11 protein-coding genes are annotated in these 19,627 nt (G+C 62.2%); 8 read left to right on the plus strand and 3 right to left on the minus strand.

Annotation, left to right across the window (positions count from 1 at the left end):
* The first annotated feature begins 236 nt into the window (after nucleotides 1-236).
* Both AB4O22_RS18905 and AB4O22_RS18910 read left to right on the plus strand, forming a co-directional pair.
* Nucleotides 237-824, plus strand: a complete 588-nt coding sequence (locus AB4O22_RS18905; protein WP_003198997.1) for a UPF0149 family protein — start codon at nucleotides 237-239, stop codon at nucleotides 822-824.
* Between the two features lie 8 nt (nucleotides 825-832).
* Nucleotides 833-1,228: a YbaN family protein gene (locus tag AB4O22_RS18910; protein ID WP_003198995.1), complete on the plus strand. Its 396-nt coding sequence runs from the start codon at nucleotides 833-835 to the stop codon at nucleotides 1,226-1,228.
* A gap of 67 nt (nucleotides 1,229-1,295) precedes the next feature.
* Here AB4O22_RS18910 and AB4O22_RS18915 read toward each other — a convergent pair whose 3' ends face one another.
* Entirely contained in the window at nucleotides 1,296-9,143 is a 7,848-nt protein-coding gene (locus AB4O22_RS18915; protein ID WP_460096948.1) for a retention module-containing protein, read from the minus strand.
* A gap of 455 nt (nucleotides 9,144-9,598) precedes the next feature.
* Here AB4O22_RS18915 and AB4O22_RS18920 point away from each other — a divergent pair, with 455 nt between their 5' ends.
* From AB4O22_RS18920 to AB4O22_RS18930, 3 genes are all read left to right on the plus strand, one after another.
* Nucleotides 9,599-10,957 (plus strand): TolC family outer membrane protein, encoded by a 1,359-nt coding sequence (locus tag AB4O22_RS18920; RefSeq protein ID WP_223472322.1) that lies wholly within the window; start codon nucleotides 9,599-9,601, stop codon nucleotides 10,955-10,957.
* Nucleotides 10,958-10,986: 29 nt separating this feature from the next.
* The gene (locus AB4O22_RS18925; RefSeq protein WP_028237341.1) at nucleotides 10,987-13,146 is read left to right on the plus strand and encodes a type I secretion system permease/ATPase; all 2,160 of its coding nucleotides are present in this window, start codon (nucleotides 10,987-10,989) and stop codon (nucleotides 13,144-13,146) included.
* Nucleotides 13,147-13,364: 218 nt separating this feature from the next.
* Entirely contained in the window at nucleotides 13,365-14,729 is a 1,365-nt protein-coding gene (locus tag AB4O22_RS18930) for an HlyD family type I secretion periplasmic adaptor subunit (protein WP_460096950.1), read from the plus strand.
* Nucleotides 14,730-14,878: 149 nt separating this feature from the next.
* Here the strand turns inward: AB4O22_RS18930 and AB4O22_RS18935 are convergent, their stop codons facing one another.
* Both AB4O22_RS18935 and AB4O22_RS18940 read right to left on the minus strand, forming a co-directional pair.
* Complete coding sequence (locus AB4O22_RS18935; protein WP_460096952.1) at nucleotides 14,879-15,475, minus strand: tRNA-uridine aminocarboxypropyltransferase; 597 nt, start codon at nucleotides 15,473-15,475, stop codon at nucleotides 14,879-14,881.
* A gap of 2 nt (nucleotides 15,476-15,477) precedes the next feature.
* Nucleotides 15,478-16,371 carry a LysR family transcriptional regulator gene (locus AB4O22_RS18940; RefSeq protein ID WP_003184133.1) on the minus strand — a complete coding sequence of 298 codons (894 nt, stop codon included), beginning with the start codon at nucleotides 16,369-16,371 and terminating at the stop codon, nucleotides 15,478-15,480.
* A gap of 298 nt (nucleotides 16,372-16,669) precedes the next feature.
* Here AB4O22_RS18940 and speB point away from each other — a divergent pair, with 298 nt between their 5' ends.
* Genes speB through AB4O22_RS18955 form a run of 3 tightly spaced genes read left to right on the plus strand, consistent with a single transcriptional unit; the run spans nucleotide 16,670 to nucleotide 19,601 of the window.
* Entirely contained in the window at nucleotides 16,670-17,620 is a 951-nt protein-coding gene (gene speB / locus AB4O22_RS18945) for an agmatinase (protein WP_003198979.1), read from the plus strand.
* Between the two features lie 9 nt (nucleotides 17,621-17,629).
* Nucleotides 17,630-18,037 (plus strand): YybH family protein, encoded by a 408-nt coding sequence (locus AB4O22_RS18950; RefSeq protein ID WP_043042754.1) that lies wholly within the window; start codon nucleotides 17,630-17,632, stop codon nucleotides 18,035-18,037.
* A gap of 49 nt (nucleotides 18,038-18,086) precedes the next feature.
* Entirely contained in the window at nucleotides 18,087-19,601 is a 1,515-nt protein-coding gene (locus AB4O22_RS18955; protein ID WP_223472349.1) for a purine-cytosine permease family protein, read from the plus strand.
* Nucleotides 19,602-19,627 lie beyond the last annotated feature (26 nt).

Raw genomic sequence — 19,627 nt, forward strand, 5'->3', positions numbered from 1 at the left:
CGTTGCCACAAGTCCCTGTAGGAGCGAGCTTGCTCGCGATAGCGGTGGGTCATTTTGAGAAGGTGCTGGATGTGCCGCCCTCATCGCGAGCAAGCTCGCTCCCACATTTGATCTGCGGCGCCCCCCCCATTTGTGTCCACCCCTGGCCTTCAAGAGGCAAATACGCCACGCGGCTGGCCTGGGCGCTCAAGAAGGCCTAGAATTCCCGCATTGTTTATTCCCCAAGGTAGCCCGTAATGTCCTTCGCTGAGCAACTGACCCGCCTGCAAGTCTTCCTCGACGCCGATGAGCTGCACGAAGAGGCGCTGGACTACGTGGCCGCTCACGGCTATCTGACCGCCCTGTCCATCTGCGCAGAAACGGTGCCGGACCGTGAGTGGATCGACGCCCTGTTCGCCGAAGAGCCGCATTACAGCGACGAAGCCCAGCGTGCCGAAATCGAAGCCACACTGGTCGGCCTCAAGGCCCACATCGCCCGCCAACTGGCTTCCGACGAAGAATTCGAACTGCCGTGCGACCTGGACCTGGGCGATGATCCGGATGATTCGGAGTTGCGTGGCTGGTGCATCGGCTTCATGGAAGGCGTGTTCCTGCGCGAAGCCGCCTGGTTCGAAACCGCCGAAGAGGAAGTCAGCGAAATGCTGCTGCCGATCATGGTCGGTTCCGGCCTGTTCGATGAGCAACCGGAATTTTCCGACATCGCCGCCGACGCCAACCTGATGGACGACATGATTGTCCAGATCCCCGAAGCCCTCACGGCCCTGTACCTGCTGTGCAACGCACCGGACGAGAAACCGGCGATCCTCAAGCCTCGCCACCACTGAGTGACCGGGTGCCCTCGCCAGTCGGCAATCGCCCGCTGATCCTGCGTTACGTTCTGTTGGCCATTGGCTGGCTGAGCGTAGCGCTGGGGGTCATCGGCATCTTCGTCCCCGTACTGCCCACCACCCCTTTCCTGCTCCTGGCGGCCGCCTGTTTCGCCCGCAGCTCGCCGCGCTTCTACCAATGGCTGGTAGAACATCCCCGCCTCGGCCCGTGGATCCGCGACTACCTCAGCGGCAACGGCATCCCGCTCAAGGGTAAGGTCTATGCCATCGGGCTGATGTGGGCGAGCATCCTCTTTTCCTGCTACCTGGTGCCCCTGCCGTGGGCCCGGGGGTTCATGCTCACCAGTGCGGTGCTGGTAACGGTTTATATCCTCAAGCAGAAGACATTGCGCAAACCCTGAGCCGCCACAAAAGCAAAACCCGTCATGTCCAGACTGGACATGACGGGTTTTGTCGTTTCAGCTCACCTCACACCGTGTCCACCTTCAAAGAATGATCGTTGAGCATTCCGTTGATGATGGTCGCCGTATCCGCGCCGCCTGCGATCATGCCGTCTGCGCCGGGCGTGACGCCGTAATGACTGGCGAGGTTGACGCCCGCCAGATCGATGGTCTGGTTCGGCGTGGCACCGGCAATGGCACTGACGTCGATGCTGGTGATGACCGACCCACCGCTGCCGCTGATGGTGAAGTGCAGGTAATCGTCCAGTGACGCGGTGCTGCCGTTCTCCCCTTGCAACAGCTGGGACAGGTCGAGTTTGTCGACGCCGGGCGAGAAGTCCGTGATCACGTCGTGGCCGCTGTTGCCTGCCTGCCATTGGAAGGTATCGGCACCGCTGCCGCCAGTGAGCGTGTTGTTGCCCAGGCCGCCGATCAGCAGGTCATCGCCGCCACCGCCGTTGAGCACGTCATGGCCCAATCCACCGTTGATGCGGTTGCTGGCGCCGTCACCGGTGAGGGTATCGTTGAAGTTCGAACCGACCAGGTTTTCGATGCCTGTCAGGGTATCGGTGCCGGCGCCCACGGTGTTCTGCGCCGCCAACAGTCCCAGGTTCACCGTGACCCCGGCGCTCGCGTGGGCATAGCTCGCAGTGTCGTTGCCCGTACCGCCATCGAGCAGGTCGTTGCCCGCGCCGCTGTAGAGCAGGTCATTGCCTGCCCCGCCGTGCAGGGTGTTGTTGCCCGAGCCTGCGCTGAGGATGTCGTTGCCGTCGCCCGCATTGAGGATGTTGTCGCCGTTACCAGCCAACAGCACATCGTCCCCGGTGGTGCCCGTCAGGGTATGGCCCGCCTGGTAGCTGATGTCCACCGCAGCACTGTCGCTACCGCCATGGTTGTCGCTGGCAGTGTAGCTGCCGTGGTAATCCGGGGTGCTGTCCTGGGCGCCGGCGTAGTTGACGGTCATGGTCAGTTGATAATTTTCCGCAGCGTTGGAATTGCCGCCGCCGGGATTGGGGATGTTGGTGACGTGGATCTGGTAGTTGCCATCCGCCGCGGCAGTGAACGAGGCGCCGTCGCTGATCGCAATGAAAGGCCCACCGTTGAGAGAGTACTCGAGGGTGATATGCCCACCCGCCAGGTTATGGTCCAGCGTCAGGGTTTCACCCTGCTTGAGGCTGATGTTGAGGCGGTCTTCATCGTTGGCATTATTGTTGGAAACCGCACCCAGCGCGCCACTGACCACCAGCACCGCCGTCATGGTCGCGGCATTGGCGACGAAGGCGCTGCGATTGAGGTTGATCGACTGCACGTTGTTACCGGTGAAACTGACCGTGCCGGTGCTGCCGGTGAAATCCCCGCCTTTGGCGGTCCAACCGGTATTGAAACTGGTGGGTGACGCGGTGAGCGGATCGCCGTTGGCGTCGCTGTCGTTGCCCAGCAGCAATTCGCCCGGTACCACGATGTTGCCCGACAGCACGTTGGTGATGATGTTGTCGTCCATCGCCACGGGTGGGCTGTTGGGCACGACTTTGACCACCAGGCTGGAGCTGGCCAGGTCGCCATCGTTGTCACTGACGGTGTAGCCGATGTTTTCGGTGATCAATACGCTGGTGGCGGTCTGGGAGGTATAGCTGAACGCACCGGTATCGAGGTTGACCACCAGGGTACCGTCATGGGCGGTGGCAATGCTCAGCGTGTTGGTGGTCGTATTGAAACTGCCATGGTTGACCCCACCACTGGTGCTCAGTGCACCGTGGCCACCGTTGGCCGTCGGGTCATAGCTGTACGTGGTGCCATCGACCACCAGGCTTTTGACAAACCCACCATCGGCGCCGAACGAACCGCCTTCGCCCAGCAGGTTGCCGGTAACCGGCGCGCCTTGCACCGTGCCGGAGAGCACCGAATTGAGCTGGTTCAGGTCGGTGACCACCACTGCGTTGGTGTTGGTATGAGCGCTGCCGTCGTAGGCCAGCGGGTCGAGGTAGTCGTTACTGACACCGTCGCCCAGGCCAATGGCGTAGTTCTTGATGCCGTTGGCATCAAGGAAGGCTTTCCACGCCGCCTCGTCTGCCGTGCCGGTTTCCAGGCCAGAATTGGGCTTGCCGTCCGAGAAGAAGTAGCCGATGTTCTGCGCGCCGGTCAGTTGCCCGGAAGTGACAAACGCAGTCTTGGCCGTCGCCACTGCCGCGTCGTAGTTGGTCCCGCCACCCGCCGACAGGCTGGAGAGAAGCGACTTGGCAGTCGCCACGTCGACCCACACCGAAGTCTGGTCGGTGGCACTGCTGCTGAACGTCACGAGCTGGACTTTCACATCCCCCAGGTCATCGTATTTATCGAGCAAGGCGCTGATCGCCTGTTTCGCCAGGTCCAGCCGCGAAAGCCCCGGTACACCGGAGTCATCGGCCATGCTGCCGGACACGTCGAGCACGATCAGCAGGTTCGAATCGATCTCCACCGCGGTGACCGAACGCTCGGACGCAACGGCCTTCGGTACATCATCGACGATGCTGACCACCAGACTGCCGGTGGTGCTGTTGCCCAGGGAATCCGTGGCCTGATAGGTGAAGCTTTCGCTCAACACGTTCGGGCCATCATTGGCATGGGGCGTGGTGTTGGCTGGTGAGGTCAGGGTGTAGGTGTAGGAACCGTCCGGGTGGAGCAACAACTGGCCGTAGGCGCCGGTGGCGTTGCCCACCAGGGTGAAGGAGACGGCGCCAGTGGCACCGCTGACTGAACCGACCAAGGTGCCACTGGCAGTTTCGCTGGTGGCGCTCGGGTCGCTGCCGGTGACGCTGCCAGGGGCAAGGTCCTGGCCATCCTGGTTCAGGTCGAGGGCTTTTTCATAGACAGTAACGTCGTGGTCGGTTTCTGCGATGAGGCAGCTGTTGTGCACGTCAATGGTGAGGGTGGTGGTGCTCTCATCACCATCGGCATCACGCACGGTATAGGTGAAGACATCGGTCGCGCCTGCTGCACCGACAGCATCGGGGTTGCTGTGGTAGACGGCGTTGCCGTTAGCGTCCAGGGTCAGGTAGCCGTAGGTGCCGTTGATCTGGGTGTTGAGACCACCGACAGCAGAGGTTGAGGTGTCATTGCCGGCGCGTACGCCGATCACCATGCCGCCATCCGCGCCAAGTACGTCGTTGTCCAGCACGTTACCGTTGACCGTGCCGCCCTCCACCACCGAGGTGAAATCGGCATGGGCGCTTGGCACGTCGTCGACGATGTCGATGACGATGGTGCTGGTGACGGTGTTGCCCAACGAGTCAGTGGCCTGGTAGGTGAAGCTTTCGCTCAGCACATTCGGGCCATCGTTGGCGTGGGGCGTCGTCGTGGCTGGCGAGGTCAGGGTGTAGGTGTAGGAGCCGTCGGGCTGAAGCGACAGTTGCCCGTAGGCACCGTTGGCGTTGCCCACCAGCGCGAAGGTCACTGCGCCAACGGCACCGCTGATCGAGCCGACAAGGCTGCCACTGGCGGTTTCGCTGGTGGCGCTCGGGGCGCTGCCGGTGACAGTGCCGGGGGCCAGGTCCTGGCCGTCCTGGTTCAGGTCAAGGGCTTTTTCGTAGACGCTGATTTCGTGGTCGGGGGTGGCGACGAGGCAGATATCGTGGACATCAATGGTGATGGTGGTGGTGCTTTCATCACCGTCGGCATCACGCACGGTGTAGGTGAAAACATCGGTCGCGCCCGGGGCGCTGACGGTGTTCGGGTTGCCGTGGTAGACGGCGTTGCCATTGGCGTCCAGGGTCAGGTAGCCGTAGGTGCCGTTGATCTGGGTGTTCAAGCCGCCAATCGCCGGAGTCGAGGTGTCGTTACCTGCACGCACACCGATCACGGCACCACTCGCAGCCGGTCCGTCGGCACCACCTTCATCGTTGTTCAGGACGTTGCCACTGACCGTCCCACCTTCATCCACCGAGGCAGAGTCGGCATGAGCGGTCGGCAGGTCATCAACGATATTCACGTCCAGGTTGCCGTTGGCGGTGGTGCCGTTATCGTCGGTGACAACCACTGCGAACTGTTCGCTGAGGCTATTGGCGCCGTTGGCGTTTGGATGGGCTTCGTTGTCCAGCAAGGAGTAGCTGTAGCTGACCACCCCAGTCGCAGCGTTGAAACCGGTGATAGTCAGGGTGTTGCCCAGCGCGGTGGTAATCGACTGTGGGAAACCGGCTGCCACGCCACCCGTCACCACATTGATGCCGCCAACACTCAAGGTTTGCACACCGTCCAACGCAGTCACGGTGAACGTGCCGCTTTGAGTCAGGGCCGGTGCATCCGGGCTGCTGCCATCGCTGAGGTTTTTCTCCTGGACCGTCAACTCACCGCCGTCGGTGTCGAGGCCGGTGATGATCACTGGGTCATCGTTGTTGTGTACTTGCAGCACCAGGTTCGCGGTGCTGGTGTCGCCGTCGGCATCGGTCAGGGTGTAGGTGAAGGTTTCGCTGCCATCGCCACCACCGTGCAGGCCCTTGAAGTCGGCATCGGCGGTGTTGAGGGTGTAGGTGTAGGAGCCGTCGGCATTGAGCACCAAGGTGCCGTAGGTGCCGGTGAAAGTGCCGGGGGTGATTGGGCCGGAGGCCACATGGTCCGCACCTTGAGTATCGTTGGTCAGCACGCTGCCGGTCAGGGTCAGATTGGTTTCCGAGGCTGTACTGGCGTTGCTGTCATCCACGGCTTTAGGCAAGTCGTCGACGATGTTCACGTCCAGGTTGCCGTTCGCGGTGGTGCCGTTATCGTCGGTGACAACCACTGCGAACTGTTCGCTAACGCTGTTGGCGCCGTTGGCGTTTGGATGGGCTTCATTGTCCAGCAGCGTGTAGCTGTAGCTGACCACGCCCGTGGTGGCGTTGTAGCCAGTGATGGTCAGCGTATTGCCGAGTGCGGTGGTAATCGATTGTGGGAAACCGGCTGCCACGCCACCCATCACCACATTGATGCCGCCAACACTCAAGGTTTGCACACCGTCCAACGCAGTCACGGTGAACGTGCCGCTTTGAGTCAGCGTCGGTGCATCCGGGCTGCTGCCATCGCTGAGGTTTTTCTCCTGCAATGACAGCTCACCGCCGTCGGTGTCGAGGCCGGTGATGATCACTGGGTCATCGTTGTTGTGTACTTGCAGCACCAGGTTCGCGGTGCTGGTGTCACCGTCGGCATCGGTCAGGGTGTAGGTGAAGGTTTCGCTGCCATCGCCACCACCGTGCAGGCCCTTGAAGTCGGCATCGGCGGTGTTGAGGGTGTAGGTGTAGGAACCGTCGGCATTGAGCACCAGGGTGCCGTAAGTACCGGTGAAAGTGCCGGGGGTGATTGGGCCGGAGGCCACATGGTCCGCACCTTGAGTATCGTTGGTCAGCACGCTGCCGGTCAGGGTCAGATTGGTTTCCGAGGCTGTACTGGCGTTGCTGTCATCCACGGCTTTAGGCAAGTCGTCGACGATGTTCACGTCCAGGTTGCCGTTCGCGGTGGTGCCGTTATCGTCGGTGACAACCACTGCGAACTGTTCGCTGAGGCTATTGGCGCCGTTGGCGTTTGGATGGGTTTCATTGTCCAGCAAGGTGTAGCTGTAGCTGACCACGCCCGTGGCGGCGTTGTAGCCAGTGATGGTCAACGTATTGCCGAGTGCGGTGGTAATCGATTGTGGGAAACCGGCTGCCACGCCACCCGTCACCACATTGATGCCGCCAACACTCAAGGTTTGCACACCATCCAACGCAGTCACGGTGAACGTGCCGCTTTGAGTCAGCGTCGGTGCATCCGGGCTGCTGCCATCGCTGAGGTTTTTCTCCTGCAATGACAGCTCACCGCCGTCGGTGTCGAGGCCGGTGATGATCACTGGGTCATCGTTGTTGTGTACTTGCAGCACCAGGTTCGCGGTGCTGGTGTCACCGTCGGCGTCGGTCAGGGTGTAGGTGAAGGTTTCGCTGCCATCGCCACCACCGTGCAGGCCCTTGAAGTCGGCATCGGCGGTGTTGAGGGTGTAGGTGTAGGAGCCGTCGGCATTGAGCACCAGGGTGCCGTAAGTACCGGTGAAAGTGCCGGGGGTGATTGGGCCGGAGGCCACATGGTCCGCACCTTGAGTATCGTTGGTCAGCACGCTGCCGGTCAGGGTCAGGTGGGTTTCCGAAGCCGTGCTGGCGTTGCTGTCGTCCACGGCTTTAGGCAGGTCATCGACGATATTGACGTCCAGGTTGCCGTTGGCTGTGGTGCCGTTGTCGTCAGTGGCGACTACAGCAAATTGTTCGCTAACGCTGTTGGCGCCGTTGGCGTTTGGATGGGTTTCATTGTCCAGCAAGGAGTAGCTGTAGCTGACCACGCCCGTGGTGGCGTTGTAGCCAGTGATGGTCAGCGTATTGCCGAGTGCGGTGGTAATCGACTGTGGGAAACCGGCTGCCACGCCACCGGTGACGACGTTAATGCCGCCAACACTCAAGGTTTGCACACCATCCAACGCAGTCACGGTGAACGTGCCGCTTTGAGTCAGGGCCGGTGCATCCGGGCTGCTGCCATCGCTGAGGTTTTTCTCCTGGACCGTCAGCTCACCGCCGTCGGTGTCGAGGCCGGTGATGATCACTGGGTCATCGTTGTTGTGTACTTGCAGCACCAGGTTCGCGGTGCTGGTGTCACCGTCGGCATCGGTCAGGGTGTAGGTGAACGTCTCGGTGCCGCTGCCCCCGCCATGCAACGCGACGAATTGCGGGTCGCTGGTGTTCAGGGTGTAGGTGTACATGCCGTTGGGGTTGAGCACCAGGGTGCCGTAGGTGCCGGTGAACGTGCCGCCAATGATCGGCCCGCTGTCGGGACCGGTGGGAATCCGGTCGGCGCCCTGATGGTCGTTGGGCAATACGTTGCCGGTGAGGGTTACCAGGGTTTCCGACGCCGTGTTGGCGTGGCTGTCGTCGATCGCCTGGGGCACGTCATCGGTAATGTTGACGTCCAGGGTGCCAGTGGCCGTGTCACCGTCGGTGTCGACGGCCACCACCGGGAACTGCTCGGTGATACTGTTGGCACCGCCACCGGCAGGATGGGTTTCATTGTCCGTCAGGGTGTAGCTGTAGCTGACCACACCCGTGGCCGGGTCATAGCCGGTGATGGTCAACGTGTTGCCCAGCGCCGAAGTGACGGTTTGGGGGAAGCCTGCGGGCACACCGCCGGTGATCACGTTGATGCCGCCGATGCTCAGGCTGCTCAGCCCGTCAGGCGCGGAAACCGTGAAGGTGCCATTTTGCACCAGCGCCCCCGGATTGCTGGCCGAACCATCGGCCAGATTGGCTTCGTTGATGGTCAGTTCGCCGCCCTCGACATCGACCCCGTCGAGGGTCACCGGGTTATCCGGTGTCACCGGCGGCACGGTTGCATTGTCGCCCGTGTTATCCGGATCACCGGCCAGGCGCAGCTGTGGAAACTCGGGAATCCCATTGAACCCGGCCGTCGGAAAACCGATCTGCGGATCGACCTCCCCACCGACTTCTTCCAGCAGCACAAAACTGTGCCCGCCGCCCACGCCCCCCGGGTTGCCACCCTCGGGGCCGGCGGCCGTGGCTTCACCGGTCTGGGTCGGGTCGGCACCGGCAGCGATGGCTTGCTGCAGCTTTTGCACATCGGTCAGTTGCGCATTACTCGGTGTCGCCGCGTCAGGCGTATCGACATGAGGCGCATGGTTGGCGAGCAACTGCGGGGTCAGGGTCAGGTCGCTTCCGCGACCCAGGGTCAATGACTGGCCGTTCTGCAGATGAACCGCCACGGCCCCTTCGGCACCGGTGACCAGGTGTTCGCCGGCATAAAGCCGATCGCCTTCGACCAGAGGCCGCCGCAGGCCACCGGCCGCTTCTGCGAAAACTTGCCCGACCACTTTGCTGACGATACCGATGAGCGCTGCCATGTGCATTTCCTCCGTTGCCGACCGCAATCGGCACCTGTCTGAGTGAAGAATCCGTCCTCAGGTTTGGCGATCCAAAAAGCTGGAAAATCTGCCAGCTTTCGTGAAAGAAGAAGGTGCTAGCAATTCGCCAAAACGACAAAAAACCGTCACCAAAAACCACCTCACAGATCGCCCTTTCGACATTTCTTCACATTGCTTAAAAATCTGCATGGAACTTTTATTGACGCCTAAAAGCCGTCAGAACCCGCAGATTCAAAGGCTTTCGCTTTGAACAATGTGCCGGTTTTTTTCAAGTACATAAGTTTTTTTCGGCATAAGTCTTATGAGAAATTCTTCTTAGGTTTTGCTCAGGATGTTCTTAGCTGTGTTGTTACAAGGTTGAAACGGTTTTGATCTTAAACACGTCAATATTTTGGCGACAAGCGAAGCACTACGGACCTCAGGAGATGCACCCCATGCGCGTTCTAACCCCCCTCTGCAGCGCGGTTTTGCTGGCCATGGCCTGCTCCTCTCAGGCGCAGGCCATGTCCTTGACCGAAGCGATCCAGAGCACCATTGCCACTCACCCTGAGCTGGCACAACGGGTGGACAGCCGTCTGTCGGCCAATGAAGACGTCAAGGTCGCCCGAGGGGGCTTTTTCCCGTCGGTGGATTTGAATGCCGGTTACGGTCGTGGCTATAGCGACAACACCAACACCCGGGCCTTGGGCAATCACCACACCAATATCCTGACCTACACCCAGTCGGAGCTGCGCCTGCGACAGATGATCTTCGACGGGTTCAACACCGCCAATGAAGTGGAACGCACCCAGGGCGTGGTCAACTCCCGGGCCTATTACGCCCAGGGCACCGCCCAGGATCTGGCGCTGCGCACCATCGAGGTCTACCTGGAAGTGCTCAAGCGTCGCGAACTGGTGACCCTGGCCAAGAACAACCTGCAAGCGCACCTGCGGGTCAACGACCAGATCGGCCTGCGCACCCAGCGCGGGGTGGGCAGTACGGCCGACTCCGACCAGTCCAACGCCCGTCGGGCCCTGGCGGAAAACAACTACGACACCGCCCAGGTCGACCTGGCCGACGCCGAGACGAACTTCTACAGCGTGGTCGGGCGCATGCCCGATGAACTGGAAACGCCGCCCTCGACCAAAGGCGAACTGCCTGCCGACCTGCGCGACGCCCAGCAAAGCATGGTGGATAACAACCCGTACCTGAAATCGGCCCAGGCCGACATACAGTCCGCCGAGAGCCAGTACGAAGTGGCGAAGTCGCCGTTCTACCCGCGCTTCGACGCCGAGGCGGCGGTGGGCGCCAATAACAATATCGGTGGTGAAGAAGGCCACGACAACAACTGGCGGGTCGGCGTGGTGATGAACTACAACCTGTTCCGCGGTGGCAGCGACAAGGCGCGGCTGGCGTCCAATGCTCACCAGATCAACCAGGCCATGGACATCCGCAACAATGCCCTGCGCCAGCTCAACGAAGACACGCGCCTGGCTTGGAACGCGATGCTCAACGCCCGTAAACAGACCCCCACCGCCCGCGAATACGCCGAAACCACTTCCCGCGTGCGCGCCGCCTACCAGGATCAGTTCGGTCTCGGCCAGCGGACCTTGCTCGACGTGCTCGACAGCGAAAACGAGCTGTACAACGCCAACCGTCGCTACACCGAGGTGCGCTACACCGAGGAGTACTCGATGTACCGGGTACTGGCGAACATGGGCCTGCTGCTGCACAAACAACGGATCGTGCTGCCGGCCGATGCGGTCGCGCAGACCGAAGTCAAGAACCAGGCTCGGCTGCCGGAACTGAAGTAGCCCCCTCCAAAAAAATGGGAGCGAACAATGTGACCAGCATGGAACCCGCAACCCTTGGCGCCGATCCGCGCCTGAATTTCGATGATCCCTTGCTGGACGGTCTGTTGATCCTCTGCAAACTCCATGGTGCGACGGTCAGCCGCGCCAGCCTCAGCGCCGGGCTTCCTATGGCGCACCAACGCTTGAGCCTGGACCTGCTGCCACGCGCAGCGGCCCGGGCAAGCTTGCAGGCGCGACTGTTGCGTCGTGAGCTGGCGGATATCTCGCCCCTGAACCTGCCAGTGATGCTGATCCTGGCGGGGGGCCGCTGTGCGGTACTCAGGCGCTGGGGCGAGGATGGCAAGGCGCTGATCCTGCCCAGCGAAGCCGACGGCGGCGAGCAGTGGGTCAGCCGCGAGGAACTGAACCTCGACTACAGTGGCCAGGCCTTGTTCGCCCGGCCGCGCCATGAACTCGAAGACCTGCGCGCGCCCCTGGTGCCGCGGGTCGAGGCGTGGTTTCGCGACACCTTGAAACTGTCGCGCTGGCTGTACAGCGACGCGATCCTGGCGAGTTTCCTGATTAACCTGCTGGGCCTGATGGTGCCGCTGTTCGTCATGCAGACCTACGACCGCGTGGTGCCGAACCAGGCCACGTCGACCTTGTGGGTGCTGGCCGTGGGGTTGTTGATCGGCACCGGCTTCGAACTGGTGTTACGGGTAGTGCGCGCCCATCTGCTGGACACCGCCGGCAAGAAAACCGACGTGATTCTCTCCGCCACCCTGTTCGAGCGCATCACCGGCATGGCGATGAAGGCCAAGCCAGTGACAATCGGCGGCTTCGCCCAGAGCATCCACGACTTCCAGGGCCTGCGCGAATTCCTCACGGCAGTGACCCTCACCAGCCTGATCGACCTGCCCTTCGCCCTGCTGATGCTGGTGGTGATCGGCCTGCTGGGTGGCTGGCTGGTGGTGATTCCGGTGGTGGCGTTTCCAATCACCATTGTCTTCGCAATGATCATCCAGGCGCGCCTGCGCGACACCGTGGAAAAAAGCCTGGCGCTGGGCGCCCAGCGCCAGGCACTGCTGATCGAAACCCTCGGCGGCCTGGAAACCCTCAAGGCCTGCAGCGCCGAGAGCGAGCGCCAGCATCAGTGGGAAAGCACCCACGGCGCCCTCACCCGCCTGGACAGCCATGCGCGCAATCTGTCGGCACTGGCGACCAACGGCACGTTGTTCCTGCAACAACTGGCGGGCATGGCGACCATCGTCGCCGGGGTCTACAGCATCATCGCCGGCAACCTCAGCGTCGGCGCGCTGGTGGCGACCTACATGCTCGGCAGCCGAGTACTAGCGCCGCTGGGGCAGATCGCCGGGCTGATCACCCGTTACCAGCAAGCCCAGCTCACCATGCGCAGCACCGATGCCTTGATGGCGCTGCCCCAGGAACGCGATGCCAAACAACGGCCGTTGGATCGCACCCAGTTGCAGGGCGCGCTGGACGTCAGTGGCGTGACCTTCCACTACAACGGCCAGAGCACTCCGGCGCTGGCCAATATCAGCTTCAGCCTCAAGCCCGGCGAACGGGTCGGGATCATCGGCCGCAGTGGCTCGGGCAAGAGCACCCTGGCGCGCCTGGTGATGGGTTTCTACGCGCCGGAGGAAGGCCAGTTGCTGCTCGACGGCCTGGACCTGCGGCAACTGGACGTCGCCGACCTGCGCCAACAGATCGGCTACGTCGCCCATGACCTGCCGCTGCTGGCCGGTAGCCTGCGGGACAATCTCACCTTGGGCGCCCGCTACATCAGCGACGCGCGCATGCTGGAAGTGGCGGAACTGACCGGTGTCACCGAACTGGCGCGCCAACATCCCCAAGGTTTCGACCGCCCGGTGGGCGAGCGCGGGCAACTGCTCTCCGGCGGCCAACGCCAGGCCGTGCTACTGGCCCGGGCCTTGCTGCTCGACCCGCCGATCCTGCTGCTGGACGAACCCACCAGCGCCATGGACAACAGCAGCGAAGACGTCTTGCGGCAAAAGCTGCATACCCATGTGCAGGGCAAGACCGTGCTGCTGGTCACCCACCGCACCTCGATGCTGAGCCTGGTGGACCGCCTGGTGGTGCTGGATAACGGCCGGATCGTGGCCGATGGCCCGAAAGAGGCGGTGATCGATGCGCTGCGCAAGGGCCGGGTGGGCTCCGCGGCGGTATAGAAACAACACCGCAACCTGTGGGAGCAAGGTTTGTGTGGGAACAGGTTTGTGTGGGAGCAAGGCTTGCCCGCGATGAAGCCGATGCGGTCTCACTGGAACCGAGGCGCCTGTATCGCGGGCAAGCCTTGCTCCCACAAAAGCCTTGCTCCCACAGATAACCCTCTCAAGCCACAGGTATGTGTTTGGCTTTATTTTCTCTCACTGACGGGTACCGCCCCATGTCTGCTCAAACACCGGATTCAGCCGCCCGAAGCTACTTCGGCAGTTTCAGCAAAAGCGCCGAAAGCGAGTTCATGCCGGAAACCGCCGGCGCCACGCTGCAGGATTCGCCGCGCCGCTCGCGCGTTACCGTGTGGCTGGCCGCCGGGTTGATCATCACTGGGCTGGTCTGGGCGAAGTTCGCGGTGTTGCAGGAAGTCACCACCGGCGAAGGCAAGGCGATTCCGTCGAGCAAGATCCAGGTGATCCAGAACCTGGAGGGTGGCATCGTCACTGAGATTTTCGTCCGTGAAGGCCAGATGGTGAACAAGGGCGACACCCTGCTGCGCCTGGACGACACGCGTTTCCTGTCGAACAAGGGCGAGAGCGAGGCCGACCGCTATGCCTTGACCGCCCAGGTCGAGCGCCTGTCGGCCGAGGCCGAGGGCCGGCCGTTCAAGCTTTCAACCGAGGTGATCGCCAAGGCCCCGCAAGTGGCCGAGGACGAGCGTTCACTGTACGAACAACGGCAACGGCGCCTGGCCAGCGAACAACGCACCCTGACCGAACAGCTGCGGCAGAAGACCCAGGAACTGGCAGAGTTTCGCTCCAAGCAAGGCCAGTTCAGCTCGGCCCTGGCCTTGCTGCAAGAAGAAATGAACATGTCTGCCCCGCTGGTGCGCACCGGGGCGGTATCACCGGTGGAGATCCTGCGGCTCAAACGCAGCGCGGTGGAAATCCGCGGTTCGCTCAACGCCACCACCCTGGCCATTCCCCGGGCGGAATCGGCGATCAACGAGATCAAAAGCAAGATCGACGAATCGGAGCAGACCTTTCGCTCCGAGGCAGCCAAGGACCTCAACGAGAAGCGCACCGAACTGTCGAAAATCACCGCCTCGAGCATCGCCATCGACGACCGCGTGACCCGCACCACCGTAGTCTCGCCGGTGCATGGGGTGATCAAGCAACTGAAGGTCAACACCATCGGCGGTGTGGTGCAGCCAGGTAACGACATGGTGGAAATCGTGCCCCTGGAAGACAACCTGCTGATCGAAGCCAAGGTCCGCCCTCAGGACGTGGCGTTCCTGCACCCGGGCCAGAAAGCCATGGTCAAATTCAGCGCCTACGACTACACGATCTATGGCGGGCTGAGCGCCAAACTCGAACTGATCGGCGCCGACACCATTACCGACGACAAGGGCAACAGCTTCTACCTGATCCAGGTGCGCACCGACAAAAACCACTTGGGCGGGGATGCCAAGCCCTTGCTGATCATTCCGGGAATGGTCGCGACGGTGGACATCATCACTGGGGAGAAAAGTGTCCTGGATTACTTGCTCAAGCCGGTGTTGAAGGCGCGGACCGAGGCAATGCGCGAGCGGTAGGTTCCAGCTGGGCTCTTCTCTGGTCATGAGGCCGCCATCGCGAGCAAGCTCGCTCCCACATTGGATCTGTGGCGACCACAAATCTTGTGTGCACTGAAGATCAACTGTGGGAGCGAGCTTGCTCGCGATGGCGTCAGCGAGGACAACCATTATTTCCCAGCATGGTTATGCCGAAAAACCTCCTCCCCCATCGCCGCTATCTGCCCCTCGATCAACGCCTCGAACGGCCTCAGCAACCCCTCGAAGCTCGCCGGCGCCTCAAGCACCTGCAACGCCTGGACAATCGCTTCCACCGTCGACAACGCTCCCGGCCCCGGTGCCTTGCGCAAACGATAACGAGACACCCCGCCCTCGGCCAACGTAACCCTCGGCAACGCCGCCAGCAGCGGGTTGAGGTGCAACAGCTTGCGCGCCTTGCGCCAGGTACCGTCGGGAACGACCAGCAGCAACGGCTCATCGCAGGGCGCATAGGCTTGCAGCGGTTGTGCATCGTCAGCCGGAAACAACAACCGCGCCTGATAACCCGGCTGATTGAGCAACCTGGGCAAATCCTCGAACACCTCGCCCACGATCAGTTCAGCGTTGTTAAGCCCCAACGCCGCCAAGCGGGCGGTGTTCAAGGCATGGTTCACTTCGCTGGGATGCTGCAACAGCAAGACGCGGGTGCGGCTGTCGAGGCTGGGGATCAACGGGCACAGACAGTGGCTTTGCGGTCGTTGACAGCGCGGGCATTGAGTTCTGGACATGATCAGGCCTGATTCAGTTGAGCTTTGAGCAAATCGCGGAAGGTCTGGATCAGCGGCTCGCGGCTGCGGCCACGGCGCACGATCATCGAAAACGGCGCCTGATAGCCGAAGGTCGCCGGCAGCAGCACGCGCAAGTCGCCCTTGTCGACCCAAGCCTGGGCGTAGTGTTCAGGCAGGTAACCGACGTAGGCCCCGGACAACACCAGGATCAACTGCGCCTCCATGCTCTCCACCGTCGCCGCGCTGTGCTTGAAGCCATGGCGAGCCAGTTCGGCCTGGCTCCAGTAACCGCGCCCGACCATGCGCTGCTGGGTGATGACCTGCTCGGGGATGCGCCGCTCGTTGAACAACGGGTGACGGTTGCTGCAATACAACCAGTGCTGCTCACGGTACAGCGGCATGTAGACCAGCCCGCTCATGCGCGTGGAAAACGCACCGATGGCCAGGTCCAGGCGGTTGTCCTGTACACCGAGTTGCAACTCGTAAGGGCTCATGACCGACAGGTGCAAATGCACCGCCGGATGCTCCTGGCTGTAGGCACCGATGGCTTCGGCGAATGGCAAGGCCTTATCGCTGACGGTGGAGTCGATCACCCCCAGGTTCAAGGTGCCGCGCAGCTCCCCCTTGAGCGCGGCGGCGTACTGCTCGAACCCTTCGAGCTCGCCCAACAGGCGCAAGGTTTCCTGATGGAACAACTCGCCCTTGCTGGTCAGGCTGAACCCGCCCCGGCCGCGATGACACAACACCAGGCCCAGGGCCGACTCAAGCTGGCTCATGTAGGTGCTGATGGCCGACGTGGACAGGTTGAGCTCGTGTTGAGCGTTGGCGAAACCCTGGTGCCGGACCACGCTGACGAAAATGCGCAGCAGTTTCAGGTCGGGTAGAGCGTTGGCCATTGGGGGTGTCTCCATACAGACAGGTCACTGCAAACTTTGTGGCGAGGGGATTTATCTGTGGGAGCAAAGCTTGCTCGCGATACAGGCGCCTCGGTTCTAGAGGAAACCGCATGAACTTCATCGCGGGCAAGCCTTGCTCCCACAGTGTTGCTTCAACAGATCAATCGCGAGTCTATCGCCCCACCCCGCGTTAGTTTAGAAAAATCTGAACTAAGTATTTGCCCCCAGCGATTCTTCCCATCCCAGGCTTTTCGCAGAATCGGCCCCTGATAAATAAAACAACGATGAGGCCCTACCCGTGGACAAGATTCTTCACCAACCACTGGGCGGCAACGAAATGCCGCGCTTCGGCGGCATCGCCACCATGATGCGACTCCCCCATTTGCAAACCGCTGCCGGCCTGGACGCTGCGTTCGTTGGCGTGCCGCTGGACATCGGCACCTCCCTGCGCGCCGGCACCCGTTTCGGGCCGCGGGAGATCCGCGCCGAATCGGTGATGATCCGCCCCTACAACATGGCCACTGGCGCCGCGCCGTTCGACTCGCTGTCGGTGGCCGACATCGGCGACGTGCCGATCAACACCTTCAACCTGCTGGACGCGGTGCGGATCATCGAGGAGTCGTACCACAAGATCCTCGAACACAACGTCATCCCCCTGACCCTGGGTGGCGACCACACCATCACCCTGCCGATCCTGCGGGCCATCCACAAGAAACACGGCAAGGTCGGCCTGGTGCACATCGACGCCCACGCCGATGTGAACGACCACATGTTCGGCGAGAAGATCGCCCACGGCACCACCTTCCGCCGCGCCGTGGAAGAAGGCCTGCTCGATTGCGACCGCGTGGTGCAGATCGGCCTGCGGGCCCAGGGCTACACCGCCGATGATTTCAACTGGAGCCGCAACCAGGGTTTCCGCGTGGTCCAGGCCGAAGAGTGCTGGCACAAATCCCTCGCCCCGCTGATGGCCGAAGTCCGTGAGAAAGTCGGCGGCGGCCCGGTGTACCTGAGCTTTGACATCGACGGTATCGACCCGGCCTGGGCGCCAGGCACTGGCACCCCGGAAATCGGCGGCCTGACCACCATCCAGGCGATCGAAATCGTCCGTGGCTGCCAGGGCCTCGACCTGGTCGGTTGCGATCTGGTAGAAGTCTCGCCGCCGTACGACACCACCGGCAACACCTCGCTGCTGGGCGCCAACCTGCTGTACGAGATGCTCTGCGTACTGCCTGGCGTGGTTCATCGCTGAGGTGCGCCCATGAGCGAACAGGACCAGGTGCTCCAGGCCGCCGCAAATTTGGTGTCGGCCTTCGCCCGCAATGACCGCGACGCCTACTTCGGCGCGTTCACCACCGATGCGAGTTTCGTGTTCTACACCCTCGAACAGCCCCTGCTATCGCGCGATGCCTACCAGGCGTTGTGGGATCGCTGGCGGTCCGAGGATGGCTTCGAGGTGCTCAATTGCACCTCGAGCAACGCCTTCGTCAGCCTGCAAGGGGACGTGGCGATTTTCATCCATGACGTGGCCACCGAGCTGCGCATGCAAGGGGAGCTGCACTTTAGCCAGGAGCGCGAAACCATTGTGTTTCGCCAAGAACAACAAGGCCTATGGCTGGCCTGCCACGAACATTTGTCCGCAATGCCGGAAGGGCTGCCAATCCCTTAGCAACAGGTGACGCCCGCACACGACGGGCGCGCCTTTATGATCGGAGCAGATCATGCATAACAATAACGACAACAGCCTTACGCAAATTGAAACCTTCGGGGTCGAACAGATCCCGGACCACGAACGAACCGCCGGCCCAAGCGACCTGTTTCGCCTGATCTTCGGCGGCGCCAACACCTTCGCCACCGCCGTGCTCGGCAGTTTCCCAGTGCTGTTCGGCCTGTCATTCCAGGCCGGGGTCTGGGCCATTGTGCTGGGCGTCCTGGTGGGTTCGATCATCCTTGCGCCCATGGGCCTGTTCGGCCCGCTCAACGGTACCAACAACGCGGTGTCGTCCGGTGCGCACTTCGGCGTGCACGGGCGAATCGTCGGCTCGTTCCTCTCGTTGCTGACCGCCATCGCGTTCTTCTCGCTGTCGGTGTGGAGTTCGGGGGACGCGTTGATCGGCGGCGCCAAGCGGCTGATCGGCGTGCCAGAGACCGACCTGAGCCTGGGCCTGGCCTACGGCCTGTTCGCCCTGCTGGTCTTGACGGTGTGCATCTACGGCTTCCGCTTCATGCTGTGGGTCAATCGCATCGCCGTATGGGCCGCCAGCCTGCTGTTTTTGCTGGGCATCCTGGCTTTCGCACCGACCTTCGACAGCCAGTTCGCCGGCACCGTCAGCCTCGGCCAGCCGGGCTTCTGGGCGGCGTTCATCGGCGCGGCGCTGGTAGCCATGAGCAACCCGATTTCCTTCGGTGCGTTCCTGGGTGACTGGTCGCGCTACATCCCTCGCGACACGCCCAAGCGCCGCATCATGTTGGCCGTGATCGCTGCGCAGCTGGCGACGTTGATCCCGTTCCTGTTCGGCCTCGCCACCGCCACCATCGTGGCGATCAAGGCACCGGACTACATCGCGGCCAACAACTACGTGGGCGGCTTGCTGGCGGTTTCGCCGAGCTGGTTCTTCCTGCCGGTGTGCCTGATCGCGGTGATCGGCGGCATGTCCACCGGCACCACATCGCTGTATGGCACCGGCCTGGACATGTCCAGCGTGTTTCCACGGGTGCTGTCGCGGGTCAAGGCGACGCTGCTGATCGGCGTGCTGTCGATTGCGTTCATCTTCATCGGCCGCTTCGCGGCGAACCTGGTGCAGAGCGTCTCGACCTTCGCCGTGCTGATCATCACCTGCACCACGCCGTGGATGGTGATCATGATCATCGGCCTGCTGGTACGCCGCGGCTTCTACTGCCCGGATGACCTGCAAGTGTTCACTCGCGGCGAAACCGGCGGGCGCTACTGGTTCAGCCACGGCTGGAACTGGCGCGGCCTGGGGGCATGGATCCCCAGCGCGCTGGTTGGGTTGTGCTTCGTCAACCTGCCGGGGCAGTTCGTCGGGCCGCTGGGGGAACTGGCTGGCGGGATCGACATCAGCCTGCCGGTGACCCTGGGCCTGGCCTCGGTGGTGTACCTGGTACTGCTGAGCCTGTTTCCAGAGCCGGCGGCGGTGTATGGGCCAGGGGATCCGCGGAGCAAGGACGCTTCGGTGCCTATCGATAAACCCGCCCTCAGGCAAACCGCCTGATCCGAGCAAACGAAATCCCTGTGTTG

This window comes from Pseudomonas sp. S3_B11 (genome assembly GCF_054667715.1).